15 protein-coding genes and 1 tRNA gene are annotated in these 14647 nt (G+C 71.3%); 7 read left to right on the forward strand and 9 right to left on the reverse strand.

Features of this window, described 5'->3' with window-relative positions; genetic code table 11:
• Position 1: 1 nt before the first annotated feature.
• Positions 2–1243, reverse strand: coding sequence for a Twin-arginine translocation pathway signal (locus OG580_RS10440; protein WP_267043373.1), 1242 nt, complete (start codon positions 1241–1243; stop codon positions 2–4).
• Between the two features lie 176 nt (positions 1244–1419).
• Here OG580_RS10440 and OG580_RS10445 point away from each other — a divergent pair, with 176 nt between their 5' ends.
• The 3 genes from OG580_RS10445 to OG580_RS10455 all read left to right on the forward strand — a co-directional run bounded on the left by OG580_RS10445 (position 1420) and on the right by OG580_RS10455 (position 2815).
• Positions 1420–1884 carry a hypothetical protein gene (locus OG580_RS10445; protein ID WP_267043374.1) on the forward strand — a complete coding sequence of 155 codons (465 nt, stop codon included), beginning with the start codon at positions 1420–1422 and terminating at the stop codon, positions 1882–1884.
• A gap of 139 nt (positions 1885–2023) precedes the next feature.
• Entirely contained in the window at positions 2024–2524 is a 501-nt protein-coding gene (locus OG580_RS10450) for a hypothetical protein (RefSeq protein ID WP_267043375.1), read from the forward strand.
• A gap of 81 nt (positions 2525–2605) precedes the next feature.
• A complete protein-coding gene (locus OG580_RS10455) occupies positions 2606–2815 on the forward strand; it encodes a hypothetical protein (RefSeq protein ID WP_267043376.1) in 210 nt (69 codons plus the stop codon).
• Positions 2816–2903: 88 nt separating this feature from the next.
• Here OG580_RS10455 and OG580_RS10460 read toward each other — a convergent pair.
• Positions 2904–2978: transfer RNA gene (locus OG580_RS10460), tRNA-Val, on the reverse strand.
• Between the two features lie 179 nt (positions 2979–3157).
• Between OG580_RS10460 and OG580_RS10465 the strand changes: the two genes are divergently transcribed.
• The 3 genes from OG580_RS10465 to OG580_RS10475 all read left to right on the forward strand — a co-directional run bounded on the left by OG580_RS10465 (position 3158) and on the right by OG580_RS10475 (position 5674).
• Complete coding sequence (locus OG580_RS10465; protein WP_267043377.1) at positions 3158–3916, forward strand: DUF4097 family beta strand repeat-containing protein; 759 nt, start codon at positions 3158–3160, stop codon at positions 3914–3916.
• Positions 3917–3989: 73 nt separating this feature from the next.
• Complete coding sequence (locus tag OG580_RS10470) at positions 3990–5369, forward strand: hypothetical protein (protein ID WP_267043378.1); 1380 nt, start codon at positions 3990–3992, stop codon at positions 5367–5369.
• Between the two features lie 80 nt (positions 5370–5449).
• Positions 5450–5674 carry a zinc ribbon domain-containing protein gene (locus OG580_RS10475; RefSeq protein WP_267043379.1) on the forward strand — a complete coding sequence of 75 codons (225 nt, stop codon included), beginning with the start codon at positions 5450–5452 and terminating at the stop codon, positions 5672–5674.
• A gap of 69 nt (positions 5675–5743) precedes the next feature.
• Here OG580_RS10475 and OG580_RS10480 read toward each other — a convergent pair whose 3' ends face one another.
• From OG580_RS10480 to OG580_RS10490, 3 genes are read right to left on the reverse strand one after another with little or no spacing between them, the layout of a single operon-like run.
• Positions 5744–6553 carry an HAD family hydrolase gene (locus tag OG580_RS10480; protein ID WP_267043380.1) on the reverse strand — a complete coding sequence of 270 codons (810 nt, stop codon included), beginning with the start codon at positions 6551–6553 and terminating at the stop codon, positions 5744–5746.
• Complete coding sequence (locus OG580_RS10485) at positions 6550–9057, reverse strand: phosphoribosyltransferase (RefSeq protein WP_267043381.1); 2508 nt, start codon at positions 9055–9057, stop codon at positions 6550–6552. Before OG580_RS10485 ends, OG580_RS10480 begins: the two co-directional genes overlap by 4 nt.
• 18 nt (positions 9058–9075) lie before the next feature.
• Entirely contained in the window at positions 9076–10239 is a 1164-nt protein-coding gene (locus tag OG580_RS10490; RefSeq protein WP_267043382.1) for an HpcH/HpaI aldolase/citrate lyase family protein, read from the reverse strand.
• A gap of 186 nt (positions 10240–10425) precedes the next feature.
• Here OG580_RS10490 and OG580_RS10495 point away from each other — a divergent pair, with 186 nt between their 5' ends.
• Positions 10426–11316 carry a TerD family protein gene (locus OG580_RS10495; RefSeq protein ID WP_267043383.1) on the forward strand — a complete coding sequence of 297 codons (891 nt, stop codon included), beginning with the start codon at positions 10426–10428 and terminating at the stop codon, positions 11314–11316.
• Between the two features lie 17 nt (positions 11317–11333).
• On the opposite strand, the gene OG580_RS10500 is transcribed toward OG580_RS10495, so the two are convergent.
• The 4 genes from OG580_RS10500 to OG580_RS10515 form a co-directional block, all read right to left on the reverse strand.
• Complete coding sequence (locus OG580_RS10500) at positions 11334–12071, reverse strand: Tellurium resistance (protein WP_267043384.1); 738 nt, start codon at positions 12069–12071, stop codon at positions 11334–11336.
• 107 nt (positions 12072–12178) lie between these two features.
• A complete protein-coding gene (locus OG580_RS10505) occupies positions 12179–13318 on the reverse strand; it encodes a DUF475 domain-containing protein (RefSeq protein ID WP_267043385.1) in 1140 nt (379 codons plus the stop codon).
• Between the two features lie 29 nt (positions 13319–13347).
• Positions 13348–13923: a TerD family protein gene (locus OG580_RS10510; protein WP_267043386.1), complete on the reverse strand. Its 576-nt coding sequence runs from the start codon at positions 13921–13923 to the stop codon at positions 13348–13350.
• Positions 13924–14007: 84 nt separating this feature from the next.
• Positions 14008–14583: a TerD family protein gene (locus OG580_RS10515; protein ID WP_267043387.1), complete on the reverse strand. Its 576-nt coding sequence runs from the start codon at positions 14581–14583 to the stop codon at positions 14008–14010.
• Between the last annotated feature and the right edge of the window lie 64 nt (positions 14584–14647).

Consider the following 14647-nt stretch of genomic DNA (forward strand, 5'->3'; position numbering starts at 1 on the left):
GTCAGCTCCCCTCGGTCACGGGCGCCAGGATCTCGGCGAGGTCCCGCCCGACCGGGGCATCCTGCCACGGCCGCATGACCCGCTCCAGAGTTGCCAACTCCCGCCGCATCCGCGCGGACCCCGTCTCGGCTTCGATCACTGCGACGTCGCGGGCGATCTCCACTGCCTGCTCCGGCTCCCGTGCGGCCGCGGCCGCCGTCGCATGCCGCGCCATGTACACACCGCGGTCTCGCCGCGCGGTGGCCGGAACGACGTCGAGTACCTGCGACCACAGGTCACTCGCCTCGGCGCCGAGCCCGAGCCGGCCGTAGCAGGTGGCGCGCTGCACCTCCAGGTAGCCGGGCGTCCTCCTGCACGCGTTACCCCAGGGCAGGTCGTCGTCGACGCGCGGCAGAATCCGCCCGGCTTCGTCGATGAGCCGGTCCACCGCGTTGCGGTCGCGCAGGAGGCTGGCGCCGTGCGCCTGCTGCTGCATCGCCATGACCCGGATCTTCGGCACGATCTGGTCGTCGCCGAGCACGGCCACGCACAGGTCGACGACGCCGGCCCCGTCGCCGAGGTCGGTGCGGACCTGCGCCGAGTTGACCATGGCGTAGCCAATGAGGTGCGGGTCGCGGGCCCGAAGCGCTATCTCCTGCGTGATGCCCCGCCAGAACGTGGCCGCGCCCAGGTCGCCGGCGTCCTGGTAGAGCCAGCCGACGAGCGCGGCATACGCGGCGCCGACCCGGAGGAGACCGCGGCGGGTCTCTCCGGTGGCGGAGCGGGTGAGCTTGTCGATGAGCTGGTACTGCGGCCCGAGGGTGCCGATGAGGTCGTGCGGGCCGAGGAGCATGTCCGCCCGGTAGTGCCCTTCGAGCTGGGACTGGAAGTAGTCGACGAGGCCGGGGTCGACGTGCTGCGTCGCGTTGGGTCCGGGGACGAGCGCGGCCGCGGTGACGGCGAGGAAGCCGGCGGTCTGCATACGGGTCTCTTCGTGGTGCTCGGGCCGGATCCAGCCCGGCGGGGCGGTGAAGCCCAGGTCCTCCGGCCACTTCCCCAGTGCGTCGTGGAGTACGAGGGCGGTCTCCTCCAACGGCCAGCCCGGCTCGGGCCCTTCCCACCGGCGCCATGTCCGCGAGCTGACGTTGAAGTGGGCATCGTCGAGGAGCTGCCGTCCATGTCGGGTGAGCGCCGCTGCGGCAGCCTCCATCGTTCTCCACCCGACCCGGAGGCGGGCGGCACGAAGGGCGTCGTTGCGTCTCATGCCGCCAGTGTGAGGTGTCATCACGATGCCTCTGGGCCGTGGCCGCGACGTGGCCATGCGTGGCCACTCGGTGGCCTATCTGCTCGGTGCCGTGCTCACACATCATCGACCCACAGCCGAAGGGGCATGCGGCGAACTGCGGAGATGCCCCTCCAACTGATGGACGGGAGCAGCCGATGCCGGAGCAGATCAAGCACGAGAGGCCGCCCGAGCAGACGGTCGAGGTGCACCTCGGGGCCCTCCTCGTTCAGGTCGCGGATGCCGTGGAGGGCCACGTCGAGGACGCGGTCGGAACGGACATCGCGGGAGCCCTCGCCCTGAGGCATCACCCTGGAGACATCGCACTCGCGCAGCTCACCAACCGGCTCCTCACCCACTGCGCCACCCTCGCCAACGGCGTCACGGAGATCCCCGAGAGCGACCGCTCCCCGCGTGGACATGCCGTCCTGGAGACCTGGGCCAAGCTCCAGGAGGACGGGCCGGCCGACGGGCCCCTCGGCTCCTGGTCGTACCCCCGGCACTTGGCCCTGACCGCCCGCGACATGCTCCAGGCGATCCACGACCACCGCCATCAGACGCAGGTCCACGGGTTGTTCGTGGGCCACCGCAACATGCCTCCGCTGGCGCCCAGCGACCGATGAGCGAGTGGCAGCGTCAGGCCCTCTTCTGCCTGATCGTCCTCAGCATCCTCGCCGCCCTCGTCGTCAGCGTCACCCACTGACTCCCGCCCCACACGAGGCGGGTCCACGCACCATCGGCAATCCACCAGAAGGAGACCCCGTGGCCTGCAAGAACCAGCCGTCGGACGGCAACCCGCCGCCCTGCTCGTCCCATCCCGGTGTCAGTAGCTCGCCCAGCGCCCGAACCCTGCTGAGTGACACGGCGTTCAACGGCGTGATGCACACGGTCCTCGACAACAACCCCGGCATGGACACCTCGATGGCCTCCCGGATCGTGATCGAGGCCCTCAAGTTCGTGCACGCGGCATCGCTCTTCCCGACGGTGCGCATCGCGCCCACCCGCGAGGTGGACGAGGGCTGGCACGCCCTGATCCTCCACACGCACCTGTACGCGACCCTGTGCAGCCGCCTCGGTCGCACCGTCCACCACTACCCCGAGCGACCCGATGCGTCCCGCCACGACCCGGACGTCCTCACCCGCACCATGGCCCTCATCGAGCAGGCCGGCTACAGCATCGACGCCGAACTCTGGACGAGCCCGGAGAGGTCCCTGATCACGGTGGCCGCATCGTGCTCGCACACCCAGAAGCCCGGCGGGTGAGGTCCGATCAACCCCGGCGGATGCGCGACCAGCGGCGGCGGCGACGAATAGGCTCGACAGCCCGTCGACGTAAGGAGAGCCATGGACGCGCACGAGGTCTCGTCACTGCACGACTCGATGCGCCGGTACGGGATCCCGGGGGTCCTCGAACCGGTGGACCCGCAGAACCCCGCGGGCGCCTGGCGGGTGGTTGACCCCGTCGACCGACACGACATCACTGACGCCGTCCTAGCCCGCGTGGCAGCCGTCGACCGTCACCGGCCCACCCGCGGGTTCATCATCGCGGGCTAGCGGTTCGAGGTAGCCCCAGGCATGAAGCGACCCCCCGCCCACGGTGGGGCGAGGGGTCAAGAACAGGCTCTCACCTGCTACTACCTACTGGTGGGCGCGGACGGTTTCGAACCGCCGACATCTGCTTTGTAAGAGCAGCGCTCTACCCCTGAGCTACGCACCCGTGGAAGAGGCAACAGCCTACATGGCCGACGGGGCCGGATCGAAACCGATATCTCCGGCGGGGTGGCGGGGCGGGGGGGTAGCCCCACCCTTCGGACGGTGGGTCGCCGGATCGTGACGGGGGGTGGTCGGGTCGTAGCGTCGGGGGACCGTTCGTTTTCTTCTGGGGGTTCGATCGCCATGGGCGCACGTCATCCGTTTCTCGCTGCCGGCGGGGCGCTCGTCGCCCTGCTCACGCTCAGTGGCTGCGGGTCGGCCGACGTCGGGGACGCTCCGGTCGAGAGGAAGACGTTCGCGTTCGACGGGAGCACGCTCACCGTGGACTCCGACGACTCCGCGCTCGTCATCACGCCCGCGGACGTCGACGACGTGGTCGTCGAGCGGCAGGTCGACGGGTGGGTGTTCATCGGGTCCGGGCCCGACGCGACCTGGAAGCTCGCCGACGGGCGGCTCACTCTGCGGGTCGACTGCGACGCCGTCGCCTCCAACTGCGACGCCGTGCACCGGATCCAGGTGCCCCGCGGCGTCGCCGTCGCCGTCGAGGACGACAACGGGGACGTCCGCGCCGAGGGGTTCGCCACGCCGCTCACCGTGCGGTCCGACAACGGGGACGTCCGGGTGATCGGGAGCACGGGGGCCCTCGACCTCGGCACCGATAACGGCGACCTGACCGTCGAGGGCGACACCACCGCGCCCGGCGTCCTCGCCAGGACCGACAACGGCGACGTGCGGATCACCCTCGGAGCCGTACCCCGGCGGGTCGACGTGGCCACCGAGAACGGCGACGTCCACGTCACGCTGCCCACGGCCGAGTACGACGCCACCGGGGCCAGCGACAGCGGCGACGTCCGCCTCGACGTGCCCCGGCGCGACGGCAGCGAGCACTCCGTGAGCGTCCGCAGTGACAACGGCGACATCGACGTCCGAACGGCGAACTGATCGGCCCGTGTGTTCGTCCTTACCGGGTGGGAGAATGAACCTGGCACGGCGGACACAGCACGGGGAGAGGTACGTGGCGGCGAGCGACGGCAGGACACCCCTCAGGGGCAGCGCGACGCCCAGGATTCCGTCCACCTTCCGGCTGGCCCTCGCGTTGCCGCTGCTGGTCGGGGCGCTGCTGCCACAGGCCTTCGCCGGCGGCGGTACGCGCCGCTGGTTCGGCGGACGCGGTGAGGGCCAGCGGGCCGAGGCCCAGGCCGCCAAGGACGCCGCCGCCGCCGCCTTCTACGAGCTCGACACCGCCCAGCGCGGGCTGCGGATCTCCATCGAGACCATCACCGCCGTGGACAGCTCCCCCGACGCCCAACGCGCGGTGGAGGGGTTCGAGGCCCTCGGGCGCCGGATCGACGAGGTCAGCCACGTCTACATCAACGCCGTCGACGCCCACGACCTCGACCACGACGAACTCGACACGGCCACCGCCGCCCGCGCCCGCACCGAACTGACCGGCGCCAAGGAGCAACTCGACCGGGTCAAGGACGAGCTCGACCGCTTCGAGCAGGGCCTCGGGCCGCTCCTCGACCGCGCCGAGACGCAGCTCGCCCGGCTCGCCCCCGCCGTCGAGCGCGCCCGCCAGGCGCTGCGCGGCGCCGGCACCGCCCTCGACGCCGTACGGGTGGGAGGGCTGCGCGCCGACGACCTCGCGCTGCGGCTCGCCCGGCTCGGGCCCGAGCTGACCCGCCTCAACGAGGGCGCGGGGCGGCACGGCGTCCCCGAGACCCTCCAGCGCGCCGACCGCGTCCTGCGGGACGCCGAGGCCGTACGGGCCGAGGCCGAGCGGCTGCCGGAGCGCGCCACCGAGATCGACCGGCGGCTCGTCTCCCTCCGTACCCGCACCGAGGCGCTGACCACCCGCGCCGGGGGCGTCGAGCCGGTCCTGTCCGAGCTGCGGCGGCGGTTCTCGCTGGCCTGCTGGCAGGACCTCCAGCACGTACCCGAGCAGGCCGCCGGCACCCTCCATCAGGCCGAGGAGCGGCTCGCCGAGGCCACGAAGGCCCGCGAGGAGCAGCGCTGGCCCGACGCGACCTCCCTGCTCTCGACCGTCCGCGCGCTCCTCGACTCGACCGACGAGGCCGTGTCGGCGGCCGGGGACCGGCTGCGTCGCCTGGACGCCGTCGCGAAGGACCCCAAGACGGAGATCGACCGCGCCCGGTTCGCGGTACGGGACGCCCAGCGGCTCGCCATGGCGGGCCGCCACACCCCCGACCCCCGCCACGCCCGCCCCCTCGACGAGGCCGTGGCCCGGCTCGACCGGGCGGTCGCGACGCTGGAGGAGGGCCGGCACCCCGACTACTGGCACTTCCTGACCGAGCTGGAGGGCGTCCGCGGGTCCGCCGCGCGCGTCGTCGAGCAGATCAGGGAGGACCGGGGCACGGCCGCCGCCGGTCACTGAGGCCCGCGGCGAACGCGGCTGCCGAGCGACGCGGTGGAGGGCCACTCCCCCCGGCCCCCGCCCGCCGTTAGCCTGTCCTCATGCCTCGTTACGAATTCCGCTGCCGCACCTGCGGCGACACCTTCGAGCTCAGCCGTCCCATGGCCGAGTCCTCCGCTCCGGCCTCCTGCCCCGCCGGGCACGACGACACCGTGAAGCTGCTCTCGGCCGTGGCCGTCGGCGGCAGCAGCACCGCCGCCCCCGCGCAGGGCGCGAGCGGCGGCGGTGGCGGCGGCGGTTGTTGCGGTGGGGGCTGCTGCGGCTGAGGCCCCCTGAGGGCGCGCCTGGGCTCCCGTACGGACAGGCCTGTCAGGCCCCGGTCCGCCGGACGGGCCCTACCTGGCCGCCGCCGCCCGGAAGCGGCGGAGGATCTCCTCCCCCGCCGCGACTCCGCGTTCCGCGAGGACGTCGAGGTGGGGGGCGGTCCAGTCGCTGTCGGCCAGCTCGCCGTGGCCCGGGCGCCACGCCCGGTCCGCGGCCATCAGCAGGTCGGCGTCGAGGAGAGAGTCCCCCGCCGCCAGGGTGAGCGTGGCGCCGATGCGCCGCGCGACCTCGCGGACGGCCGCGCTCTTGGTGAGCGGCTTCGGCACCGCGTACACCTTGCGGCCCTGCAGCGAGACGGTCCAGCCGCGCTCCCCCGCCCACTCCCCGAAGCGTCGCAGCCATTCCTCCGGCAGCCGCTCGCGCTCGACGACGAGGTAGGCGAAGAGGTCCTCGGCCACCCGGTGCTTGCGGACCCACGACAGGTCCGTCGTGGCGGTGAGGTACGCGCGGATCTCGGAGAGCGGCGCGCACTCGTCGGCGAGCCGGCTCGCCACCGTCGCCTGCCAGTCGCGGTCGGAGACACCGTCGACGAGGATGTGCCCGCCGTTGGCGCAGATCGCGTACTTCGGTGTGGTTCCCGGGAGTTGGATGCGCTGGTACTGCTTGCGCGTTCGCGTCGTGGTGGGGACGAAGACCGCCTCGTCGGTCAGCAGCGCCAGGAGGTCGGCCGCGTCCTCGGTCATGTAGGACAGCGGCTTCGACTCGTGGACCTCGACGCACAGCAGCCGGGGCGCCTGCGCGTCGGGCATCCCGAGGGCGAGGGCCGCGCTCGAGTAGATCAGGGTGCGGTCGAGGTCGCTCGCGACCAGGGTCGTACTCACTGGGACACCACCGCCTTGCCGTCGGCGCCTGTCGCACCCCTCGTGTACTGAGGGTGGATCAGGCCGACGCAGCTGTACGGGAGGTCGTCGACCACCTCGACCGGCACGCCGCGCTGCTCGGCGAGCAGCCGGACGTGCGCGAGGTCGGCGTCGGCTCCCCGCTTGGCGAGGATCTTCCAGGGGACGCGGCGCAGCAGGACCCGGGTCGTCTCGCCGACGCCGGGCTTGACCAGGTTGACGTCGTGGATGCCGTACTCCTCGCTGATCCGCTCGACGGCCGCCCAGCCCTCCCAGGTGGGGGTGCGGTCGGCGGCGAGAAGCTCCTTGACGTCCATCTCGACCGTCTCGGCGACCTCGTCGAAGCGAGCGGCGACGGCGTCGAGGAAGGCTCCGGAGACGTCGGCGCCGGCCAGTTCGCGGTAGAACTTGGCGCCGTGGAAGTCGTTCGGTCCGACGAGGTCGGAGCGGAGCACGGTGCGGGATATCAGGCCGGAGACCGTGGAGTTGAGGCAGGCGGAGGGGATGAGGAAGTCCTCGCGGGTGCCGTAGGTGCGGACGCAGGAGCCGGGGTCGGCGAGGACCGCGATCTCCGGGTCGAAGCCCGTGGGGCCGTCCGACGTCGCCTCGAACTCCTTGATCGCCTCGGCGAGTTCGCGGGTGATCGCGCCCTTGCCGGTCCAGCCGTCGACGAACACGACGTCGGCGGGGTCGTGGTGGGCGGCGAGCCAGCGCAGCGCGTTGGCGTCGATGCCGCGGCCGCGCACGATGGAGACGGCGTAGTGCGGAAGGTCGAGGCCGTGGCGGGCCTGCGCCCAGCGGCGCATGAGGACGCCGACGGGGGTGCCGGCCCGGGCCAGCGAGACGAGTACGGGGTTGCGGCCGGGGCGCTCGGCGAGCACGGTCTCGGTGACGGTGCCGACCGCGCGGGCTATTCGTTCGGCGGAGCTCTCCAGGGCCGAGTGGAAGAGCTCCTGGTAGCGGGCGCTGGGCTGGTACTCGACGGGGAGCGACTCGGCGTAGTGCGCGCCGCCGCTCTGGATGGCTTCCTCGCGTTCCTCGGTGGGCGCCTCCAGCTCGACGCCCGAGAGGTCCTGGAGAAGCCAGCCGACCTCTTCGGGGGCGTACGAGGAGAAGGAGGGGCCGCGGAGGGGCTCGGGCAGCATGGAGCTCCTTTCGGGAGCTTCGGAGACCGTGGGCGTGTACGAGGGGACATCCGGCGTGTACGAGGGGACGACCGCGAGCACGACGCGCGGGACGTGCGCGGCGAGCTGGGCGAGCAGGCCGTCCGGGGCGTGCAGTTCCGGGGTGTCGGCGGCGGAGTCGACGACGAGGGCCACGGCGTCGAAGCCCGCGCCGGCCACGTTGTAGGCGTAGCGCTCGCCGGGGCCGTCGGCCGGGTCGTCGTGGGCGGGGAAGACGAGCCGGGTGCGTATCGCGTAGCCGGGGTCGTCGACGGCGAGGACGGGCGAGCGGGTGGTGGTGGAGTAGCGGACGTCGTGCCCGGCGTCCTCCAGCGCGGCGGCGAGGCGCAGCGGCGCGTACATCAGCTCCTCGAAGCCGAGGACGAGTACGCGGGGCGGCGCGGCGGCCGTCGGCGCGCGCAGCGCCTCTCCGATCCTGTCCGCCATCGCGGACAGGGCCGCCTCCAGCCGCTCCCGGTGCTCGGGCGCGAAGCCGTGCCGCCCGCCGTCGGGCACCCCCGCGGGCCAGCCGATCTCCACCCGCACGGCGACCTCGCCCGGCGCGGGCGCGGGCGTGGGCGTTAGCGCGGGCGCGGGCCCGGCCGACCCTGTGGAGCCGTACGCCCGCTCGTGTTCCGCCACCAGTGCCTGGCCCCTCTCCAGGACCCCTTCCGGGAGGCGTACCGTCCCGGCCGCGGCGGAGAGCAGGTCGACGCGGGCGCCGATCTCCTCCGCGAAGGCGTCCAGGCGGCCGAGGTCGGCGGCGGAGCGCATGTCGACGAGGGCCACGACGACGTACCGCTCGCGCGGGTAGCGGGCGTGCAGGGCCCGGATCGTGTTGAGGACCGTGTTGCCGGTGGAGAACTCGTCGTCGACGAGGACCAGCGGCCCGCCGCCGGCGAGGAGCTTGGGGTCCTCGGGCAGCAGGAGGTGCGAGGTCGCGTGGGAGTGGGACTCCTCGAAGCCGCCCGCGCGGGCGACGCCGGCCACCGGGCGCCGCGTGGAGTGGAGGTACGGGGCGAGGCCGAGGCCGTCGGCGACGGCGTGGCCCAGGGCGGTGGCGGTCTCCGCGTAGCCGAGGACGACGGAGCGCGCCGCCTCCTCGTCGCCGAGGAGTTCGCGGACGCGCCGGCCGAGGTCGAGGCCGGAGCCGTACACGACGGAGGGCCGCTGCGGCACGTGCTTGCCGAGCACGCTGGAGACGAGCAGGTGCGCCCGTTTGGGGTTACGACGCAGTGCGAGGCCCAACAGGGCCGGTAGCTCCTCGCCGCCGATCAGTTCGACGCCCAGTCGCTCCGCGACCCACGTTCCGGTCCACACCACGTCGTCGACGTCCCTTCGTCAGCCGGCAAGTCCGGCGGTGAGCAGATCCACGAAGCCGACGTCCTCGTTGGCGACGCCGAAGACCTCGGCGCGCAGGAGGATGCGTTCGGCCCACGCGCGATGCGGCTTCACTTCGTTCATCTTGTTCGTATACGCGGAGCGCAGCACTCCGCCGCCGCCCTGTTCGGGCCGCAGGATGTCCTGGGCGTCGCTCCACTCCTCGTGGCTGACGACGGAGAGCGCGTGCACCGGCACCACGTGGGTGGGGTGGATGCAGGTCTTGCCGAGTAGTCCGTTGGCGCGGTCGAGCTCGATCTCGCGCAGCAGCCCGTCGAGGTCGTGCTCGATGAGGGCGGTGCGCAGGTCCTCGGCGCGGCCCTCCAGGAAGGGGCTGCGGCGCAGCTGCGGCTTGAACATGCGTTCGCCCGGTCGGAAGTACTCCCAGACGGGCCCGGTGACGGTGAAGCCGGTGCCGTCGGAGCGGCCGAGGACGTTGACGACGTCGGCGATGACGTTGGCGACGATCTTGACGTCGTAGGCGGTCATGTCGGGCGAGCGGCGCAGGCCGTAGGCGGAGCAGAAGTCGGTGACACCGAGGCGCAGGGCGAGGACGCGGTCGCGGTACTTGTCGGTGATGGAGGCGATTCCGGCGAGGGTCTCGGCCCGGGTCTCCAGGTGGAGGAGCTCGGGGGACTCGAGGACGGGCATGGCGAAGAGTCGCCTGCCGCTCGTCCGCTCGGCCTGGGCGAGCGCTTCGAGGAAGGCGCGGCCGCGGGTCTCGGTGAATTTGGGCAGTACGAATCCGGACAGCAGGCGGACCGTGTCACCCAGCCGGGCGACGAGGTCGGTGATCTGGCGCGGATCGCGGACGCGAATGAAGAGCAGGGGCACGTCGGTGCCGCCGGTGGCGAGGTCGGCGAACTGCCGGACGAGGTTCGCCTCGCCCGCCTCGACGTCGCCGTCGCTGATGGAATCCTCCAGGCAGAGCACCATGGAGACCACTCCGCGCGCGGCCTGTTTGCGCACGTCGTCGGCGAGCCGCGGCCGGGTGGCCGGGCTGTAGAGCGTGGCCCCGAGGGCCACCGCGAGCGTGCGCGCGGGCGAGTCGGCCGTGAAGGTGGCCGGCTCCCGGTGGAACAGCCCGGTCCGCGTTGCGGACGGGATGTGCCCGAAATGACGCATGTAAGTCCCCCGTCTGCCTCTCTGGGCCCTGACGACATGTGGCCGGTAATAGTACGTAGGTGCGGGTGTCCGTAGTTCCCCCCCTGCATGAAATTCAGGTAACTCGTCAGCATCCGTCATCTCGTCCCGGTATCGGTGACGCCCCCGCGTTGTCCGCGGGTCGACCGGGAGGGCAGGATTGCGGTCATGACGCACGCGATGCTGAAGGGCTCCAACGTCCCTCTCGACACCGCGGCCGTACGGGCCGTGCTCCACTGGACCCCGGGCCCCGGGGTCCCCGACGTGGATGCCTCGGCCCTGCTGCTCGGCGCCGACGGGCGCGTGCGGTCCGACGAGGACTTCGTCTTCTACAACCAGCCGCGCCACCCCTCGGGCGCCGTGCGGCGGCTGCCGAAGAAGCGGGTGGCCGAGGGCCTCACGGACACCGTGGAGGCCGATCTGGGCAGCCTGGAGGCCTCGGTCGACCGGGTGGTCGTCGCGGCCTCCTCCGACGGCGGCACCTTCCGCTCCGTCTCCGACCTGCGGATCCTGGTGTACGACGCGACCGCCGGGCCGGACCGCGAGCCGCTGGCCCTGTTCGACGTGACGGCGGAGACCGGCGAGGAGACGGCGGTTATCTGCGGCGAGCTGTACCGCCGCGGGGACGGGTGGAAGTTCCGCGCGGTGGGGCAGGGCTATCCGACGGGCCTCATCGGCCTCGCCACGGACTTCGGCATCTCGGTCGACGAGGACGCCCAGGAAGCCGCCCAGGAGGCCCTGCGGGACGCCCAGGGCGCCCCGGGAGCCGCACAGGAGGCCCAGGGCGCCACGACCGGCGCCACGGCCCCTGTCTTCCCCTCCGCCGGCACCCCGGACCTCGACGCGACCGTGGTCCACGCGACCGTACCGCCGCAGCCCACGGTGCCGCCCGTGCCGGACCGGGCCCCCGCCTACGGGTACCCGCAGGGACCGGGGGGACAGCCGGCGAACGCCCCGGCCCCCGCGTACGGCTACCCGCAGCCCGTGCACCAGCCGGATCCGCACGCGGCACCGGAGTTCCGGATGCCGCCCATGGGCCCCCAGTTCGTCAGGTCCTGAGACCCGGGGCGGCACGGCTACGCCTTGGTCTTGTAGCCGCGCCCCCACTGGAGTCCCCAGCCGTACAGCCGGTCCAGCTCGGCCTGGAAGCCGTAGACGAACCGCACCTCGCGGCGGACCGTCAACTCACCCTTGACGTTCGTGACGGAGAAGACCGCGCAGGAGCGGGCCTGCGGGGCACGTTCGTCGAGTTCGATCTCGATACGGGGGCCGTTGCTCGGATAGAGCGTGATCTTGGCGTGCGTACGGTCGAAGGCCGGCGTCTGGTCGTAGATGTACGCGAAGAACAGCAGCCGCTTGATCTCGTCCTTGTGGTCCAGATTGACGAAGATCGTCTCTCCGGACGGGGCGCCGAACCGGTCGTCACCGCTCAGCTTCACGTACGGCGCCGCGTTCAGGTCCCCGAAGAAGCCGCCGAGCGGCTGCACCACGCCCTTGCTGCCGTCGGCGAGCTCGTACAGGCACCCCAGGTCCAGGTCGACGTTGACGACGCCCTGGGTGTGCGCCTGGACGACCTCGGGCTTGAAGAGCTGCGAGGGGTTGCGCAGCAGCCGGCCGCTCTGACGGGAGCGCCCTTCGAGGTCGGAGGTCCGCATCCGCCAGGAGAGGTTCACCCGGAGGTTGCCGGTGTCGGCGCCCTGTTTGGTGAGCGAGACCGACGGCCGCCTCTTCGTCAGGTCGATCGTGTTCGACGCGGCGCCGCCCATGTCGAACTGCGCCGCCCTCCCCGGAAACAGGTTGTCCCAGAAAGCCATGCCGCCCCCACCCCCACTGCTCGCCTACTCCACACCGCGCACATGCCTGCGGGGCGGCCGGGTGCACCGACCGCCCCGCAGTGAAGCGTTCCTCGTCTACGGGGGCGTCACACCCCGGTGGACACCTCGGTCTTGTCTCCCGAGCCGCCCTCGGCCGCCGCGAGCCGCTTGTTGCGGCGGACGGAGGACCAGAAGGACCAGCCGATGAGGGCGACACCGATGCCGCCGGTGACGACCTCGGGGATCTGGTAGCGGATGGTGACCATGAGCAGCGCGGCCAGGGCGCCGATCGCGTAGTGGGCGCCGTGCTCCAGGTAGACGTAGTCGTCGAGGGTGCCCTGACGGACCAGGTAGACCGTCAGCGAACGGACGTACATGGCACCGACGCCGAGGCCGAGCGCCATCAGGACGATGTCGTTGGTGATGGCGAAGGCGCCGATGACACCGTCGAAGGAGAAGGAGGCGTCGAGGACCTCCAGGTAGAGGAACATGAAGAAGGCGGCCTTGCCGGCCAGCTGGACCACGGAGACCTTCTTGCCGCTGCGCTTGGCCTCTTCCTCGGCCTCGTGCTCGCGCTCCTCCTCCTCCTCGAGCTTGTTCTCGAAGAAGCTGGAGAGACCGCCGACGATGAGGTACGTGATGAGACCGAAGACGCCCGAGAGCAGGACGGTCGACGACGCGTCGATGTGCGTGTCGCCGTGCTGGTGGGCCTGGGTCGCGAAGGTCATGGCGCTGATCGCCAGGACGATGAGGGCGATGCAGACCGACAGCATGTCGACCTTGCCGAGCTTGGCCAGCGGGCGCTCGATCCAGCCGAGCCACTTGATGTCACGGTCCTCGAAAATGAAGTCGAGGAAGATCATCAGCAGGAACATGCCGCCGAAGGACGCAATCGACGGGTGCGCGTCGGTCACGAGCTGCTCGTAGCGCTCGGGTTCGTTGAAGGCGAGATCGACAGCCTCGATGGGGCCGATCTTGGCACTGATCGCGACGATCACGACGGGGAAGACCAGTCGCATACCGAAGACGGCGATGAGCACACCGATGGTGAGGAAGATCTTCTGCCAGAAGGCATTCATCTTCTTCAGGATTCCGGCGTTGACCACCGCGTTGTCGAAGGACAGCGAGATCTCGAGGACGCAGAGGATCGCAACGATCCCGAATGCCTCCCACCCCCCGTAGAGCACTGCTGCGACCAGACCGAGCGCAGTGATCGCGAACGACCAGCCGAAGGTTTTCAGAACCACTGTCTACCCCATCGTGAAATTACATGGCTTTACGAAACGTTGACCCCGAAGTCTAGAGCGATGCCCCGGAGCCCGGACGCGTACCCCTGGCCCACCGCTCTGAACTTCCATTCGCCGTTGTAGCGGTAGAGCTCGCCGAAGATCATCGCGGTCTCGCTGGAGGCGTCCTCGGAGAGGTCGTAGCGAGCGAGCTCCTGGCCGTCCGCCTGGTTCACGACGCGGATGAACGCGTTGCTCACCTGGCCGAAGGTCTGGCCGCGGTTGTCCGCCTCGTGGATCGAGACCGGGAAGACGATCTTGTCGCAGTGGGCCGGGACCTGGGTGAGGTCCACGATGAGGGACTCGTCGTCCCCGTCACCCTCGCCGGTGAGGTTGTCGCCGGTGTGTTCGACGGAGCCCTCGGGGCTGCGGAGCTGGTTGTAGAAGACGAAGTACTCGTCCCCCAGCACGCGGCCGGACTGGCACAGCAGGGCGCTGGCGTCGAGATCGAAAGGGGCCCCGGTGGTGGACCGCGCGTCCCAGCCGAGACCCACGAGGACCTTGACGAGGTTGGGAGCGGCCTTGGAGAGGGAGACATTGCCTCCCTTGGCGAGTGTGACGCCCATGTTCTTGCTTCCTCCCCGGTGGTGATGAGGCACGTCCGGCGCCGCACGTGAGGTGCGGCGCCGGACGGTTCGAACGGGTTCGGCTCAGACGTTGACGCCGAAGTCCTGCGCGATACCGCGCAGACCCGAGGCATACCCCTGGCCGACCGCGCGGAACTTCCACTCCGCGCCGTGGCGGTAGAGCTCGCCGAAGACCATGGCGGTCTCGGTCGAGGCGTCCTCCGAGAGGTCGTAGCGGGCGATCTCGGCGCCGCCGGCCTGGTTCACGACGCGGATGAACGCGTTGCGCACCTGGCCGAAGGACTGCTGGCGGTTCTCGGCGTCGTAGATCGAGACCGGGAAGACGATCTTGGCCACGTCGGCCGGCACGGTGGCCAGGCTGACCTTGACCTGCTCGTCGTCGCCCTCGCCCTCGCCGGTGGTGTTGTCACCGGTGTGCTCGACCGAGCCGTCGGCGCTCTTCAGGTTGTTGAAGAAGACGAAGTCCTGGTCGTTGCGGACCTTGCCCTCTTCGCTCACCAGGATGGCGCTGGCGTCGAGGTCGAAGTCCGTACCGGTGGTGGTGCGGACGTCCCAGCCCAGACCGACGGTCACGGCGGTGAGGCCAGGGGCCTCCTTGGTCAGCGAGACGTTGCCGCCCTTGCTGAGGCTGACTCCCACGAGTCCCTCCATACGTTTTCAGGGGCAGCGCCCCAGTCGTGCGTTGGCATCGGATCAACGAGTG

This window comes from Streptomyces sp. NBC_00094, assembly GCF_026343125.1.
In the GTDB taxonomy this organism is placed as follows: domain Bacteria; phylum Actinomycetota; class Actinomycetes; order Streptomycetales; family Streptomycetaceae; genus Streptomyces.

What these genes read in the sequence shown, in the direction of transcription:
- OG580_RS10440 (WP_267043373.1), bottom strand. Translation starts at nt 1,243, where the DNA reads ATGAGACGCAACGACGCCCTTCGTGCCGCCCGCCTCCGGGTCGGGTGG.
- OG580_RS10445 (WP_267043374.1), top strand. Translation starts at nt 1,420, where the DNA reads ATGCCGGAGCAGATCAAGCACGAGAGGCCGCCCGAGCAGACGGTCGAG.
- OG580_RS10455 (WP_267043376.1), top strand. Translation starts at nt 2,606, where the DNA reads ATGGACGCGCACGAGGTCTCGTCACTGCACGACTCGATGCGCCGGTAC.
- OG580_RS10465 (WP_267043377.1), top strand. Translation starts at nt 3,158, where the DNA reads ATGGGCGCACGTCATCCGTTTCTCGCTGCCGGCGGGGCGCTCGTCGCC.
- OG580_RS10475 (WP_267043379.1), top strand. Translation starts at nt 5,450, where the DNA reads ATGCCTCGTTACGAATTCCGCTGCCGCACCTGCGGCGACACCTTCGAG.
- OG580_RS10490 (WP_267043382.1), bottom strand. Translation starts at nt 10,239, where the DNA reads ATGCGTCATTTCGGGCACATCCCGTCCGCAACGCGGACCGGGCTGTTC.
- OG580_RS10495 (WP_267043383.1), top strand. Translation starts at nt 10,426, where the DNA reads ATGACGCACGCGATGCTGAAGGGCTCCAACGTCCCTCTCGACACCGCG.
- OG580_RS10500 (WP_267043384.1), bottom strand. Translation starts at nt 12,071, where the DNA reads ATGGCTTTCTGGGACAACCTGTTTCCGGGGAGGGCGGCGCAGTTCGAC.
- OG580_RS10510 (WP_267043386.1), bottom strand. Translation starts at nt 13,923, where the DNA reads ATGGGCGTCACACTCGCCAAGGGAGGCAATGTCTCCCTCTCCAAGGCC.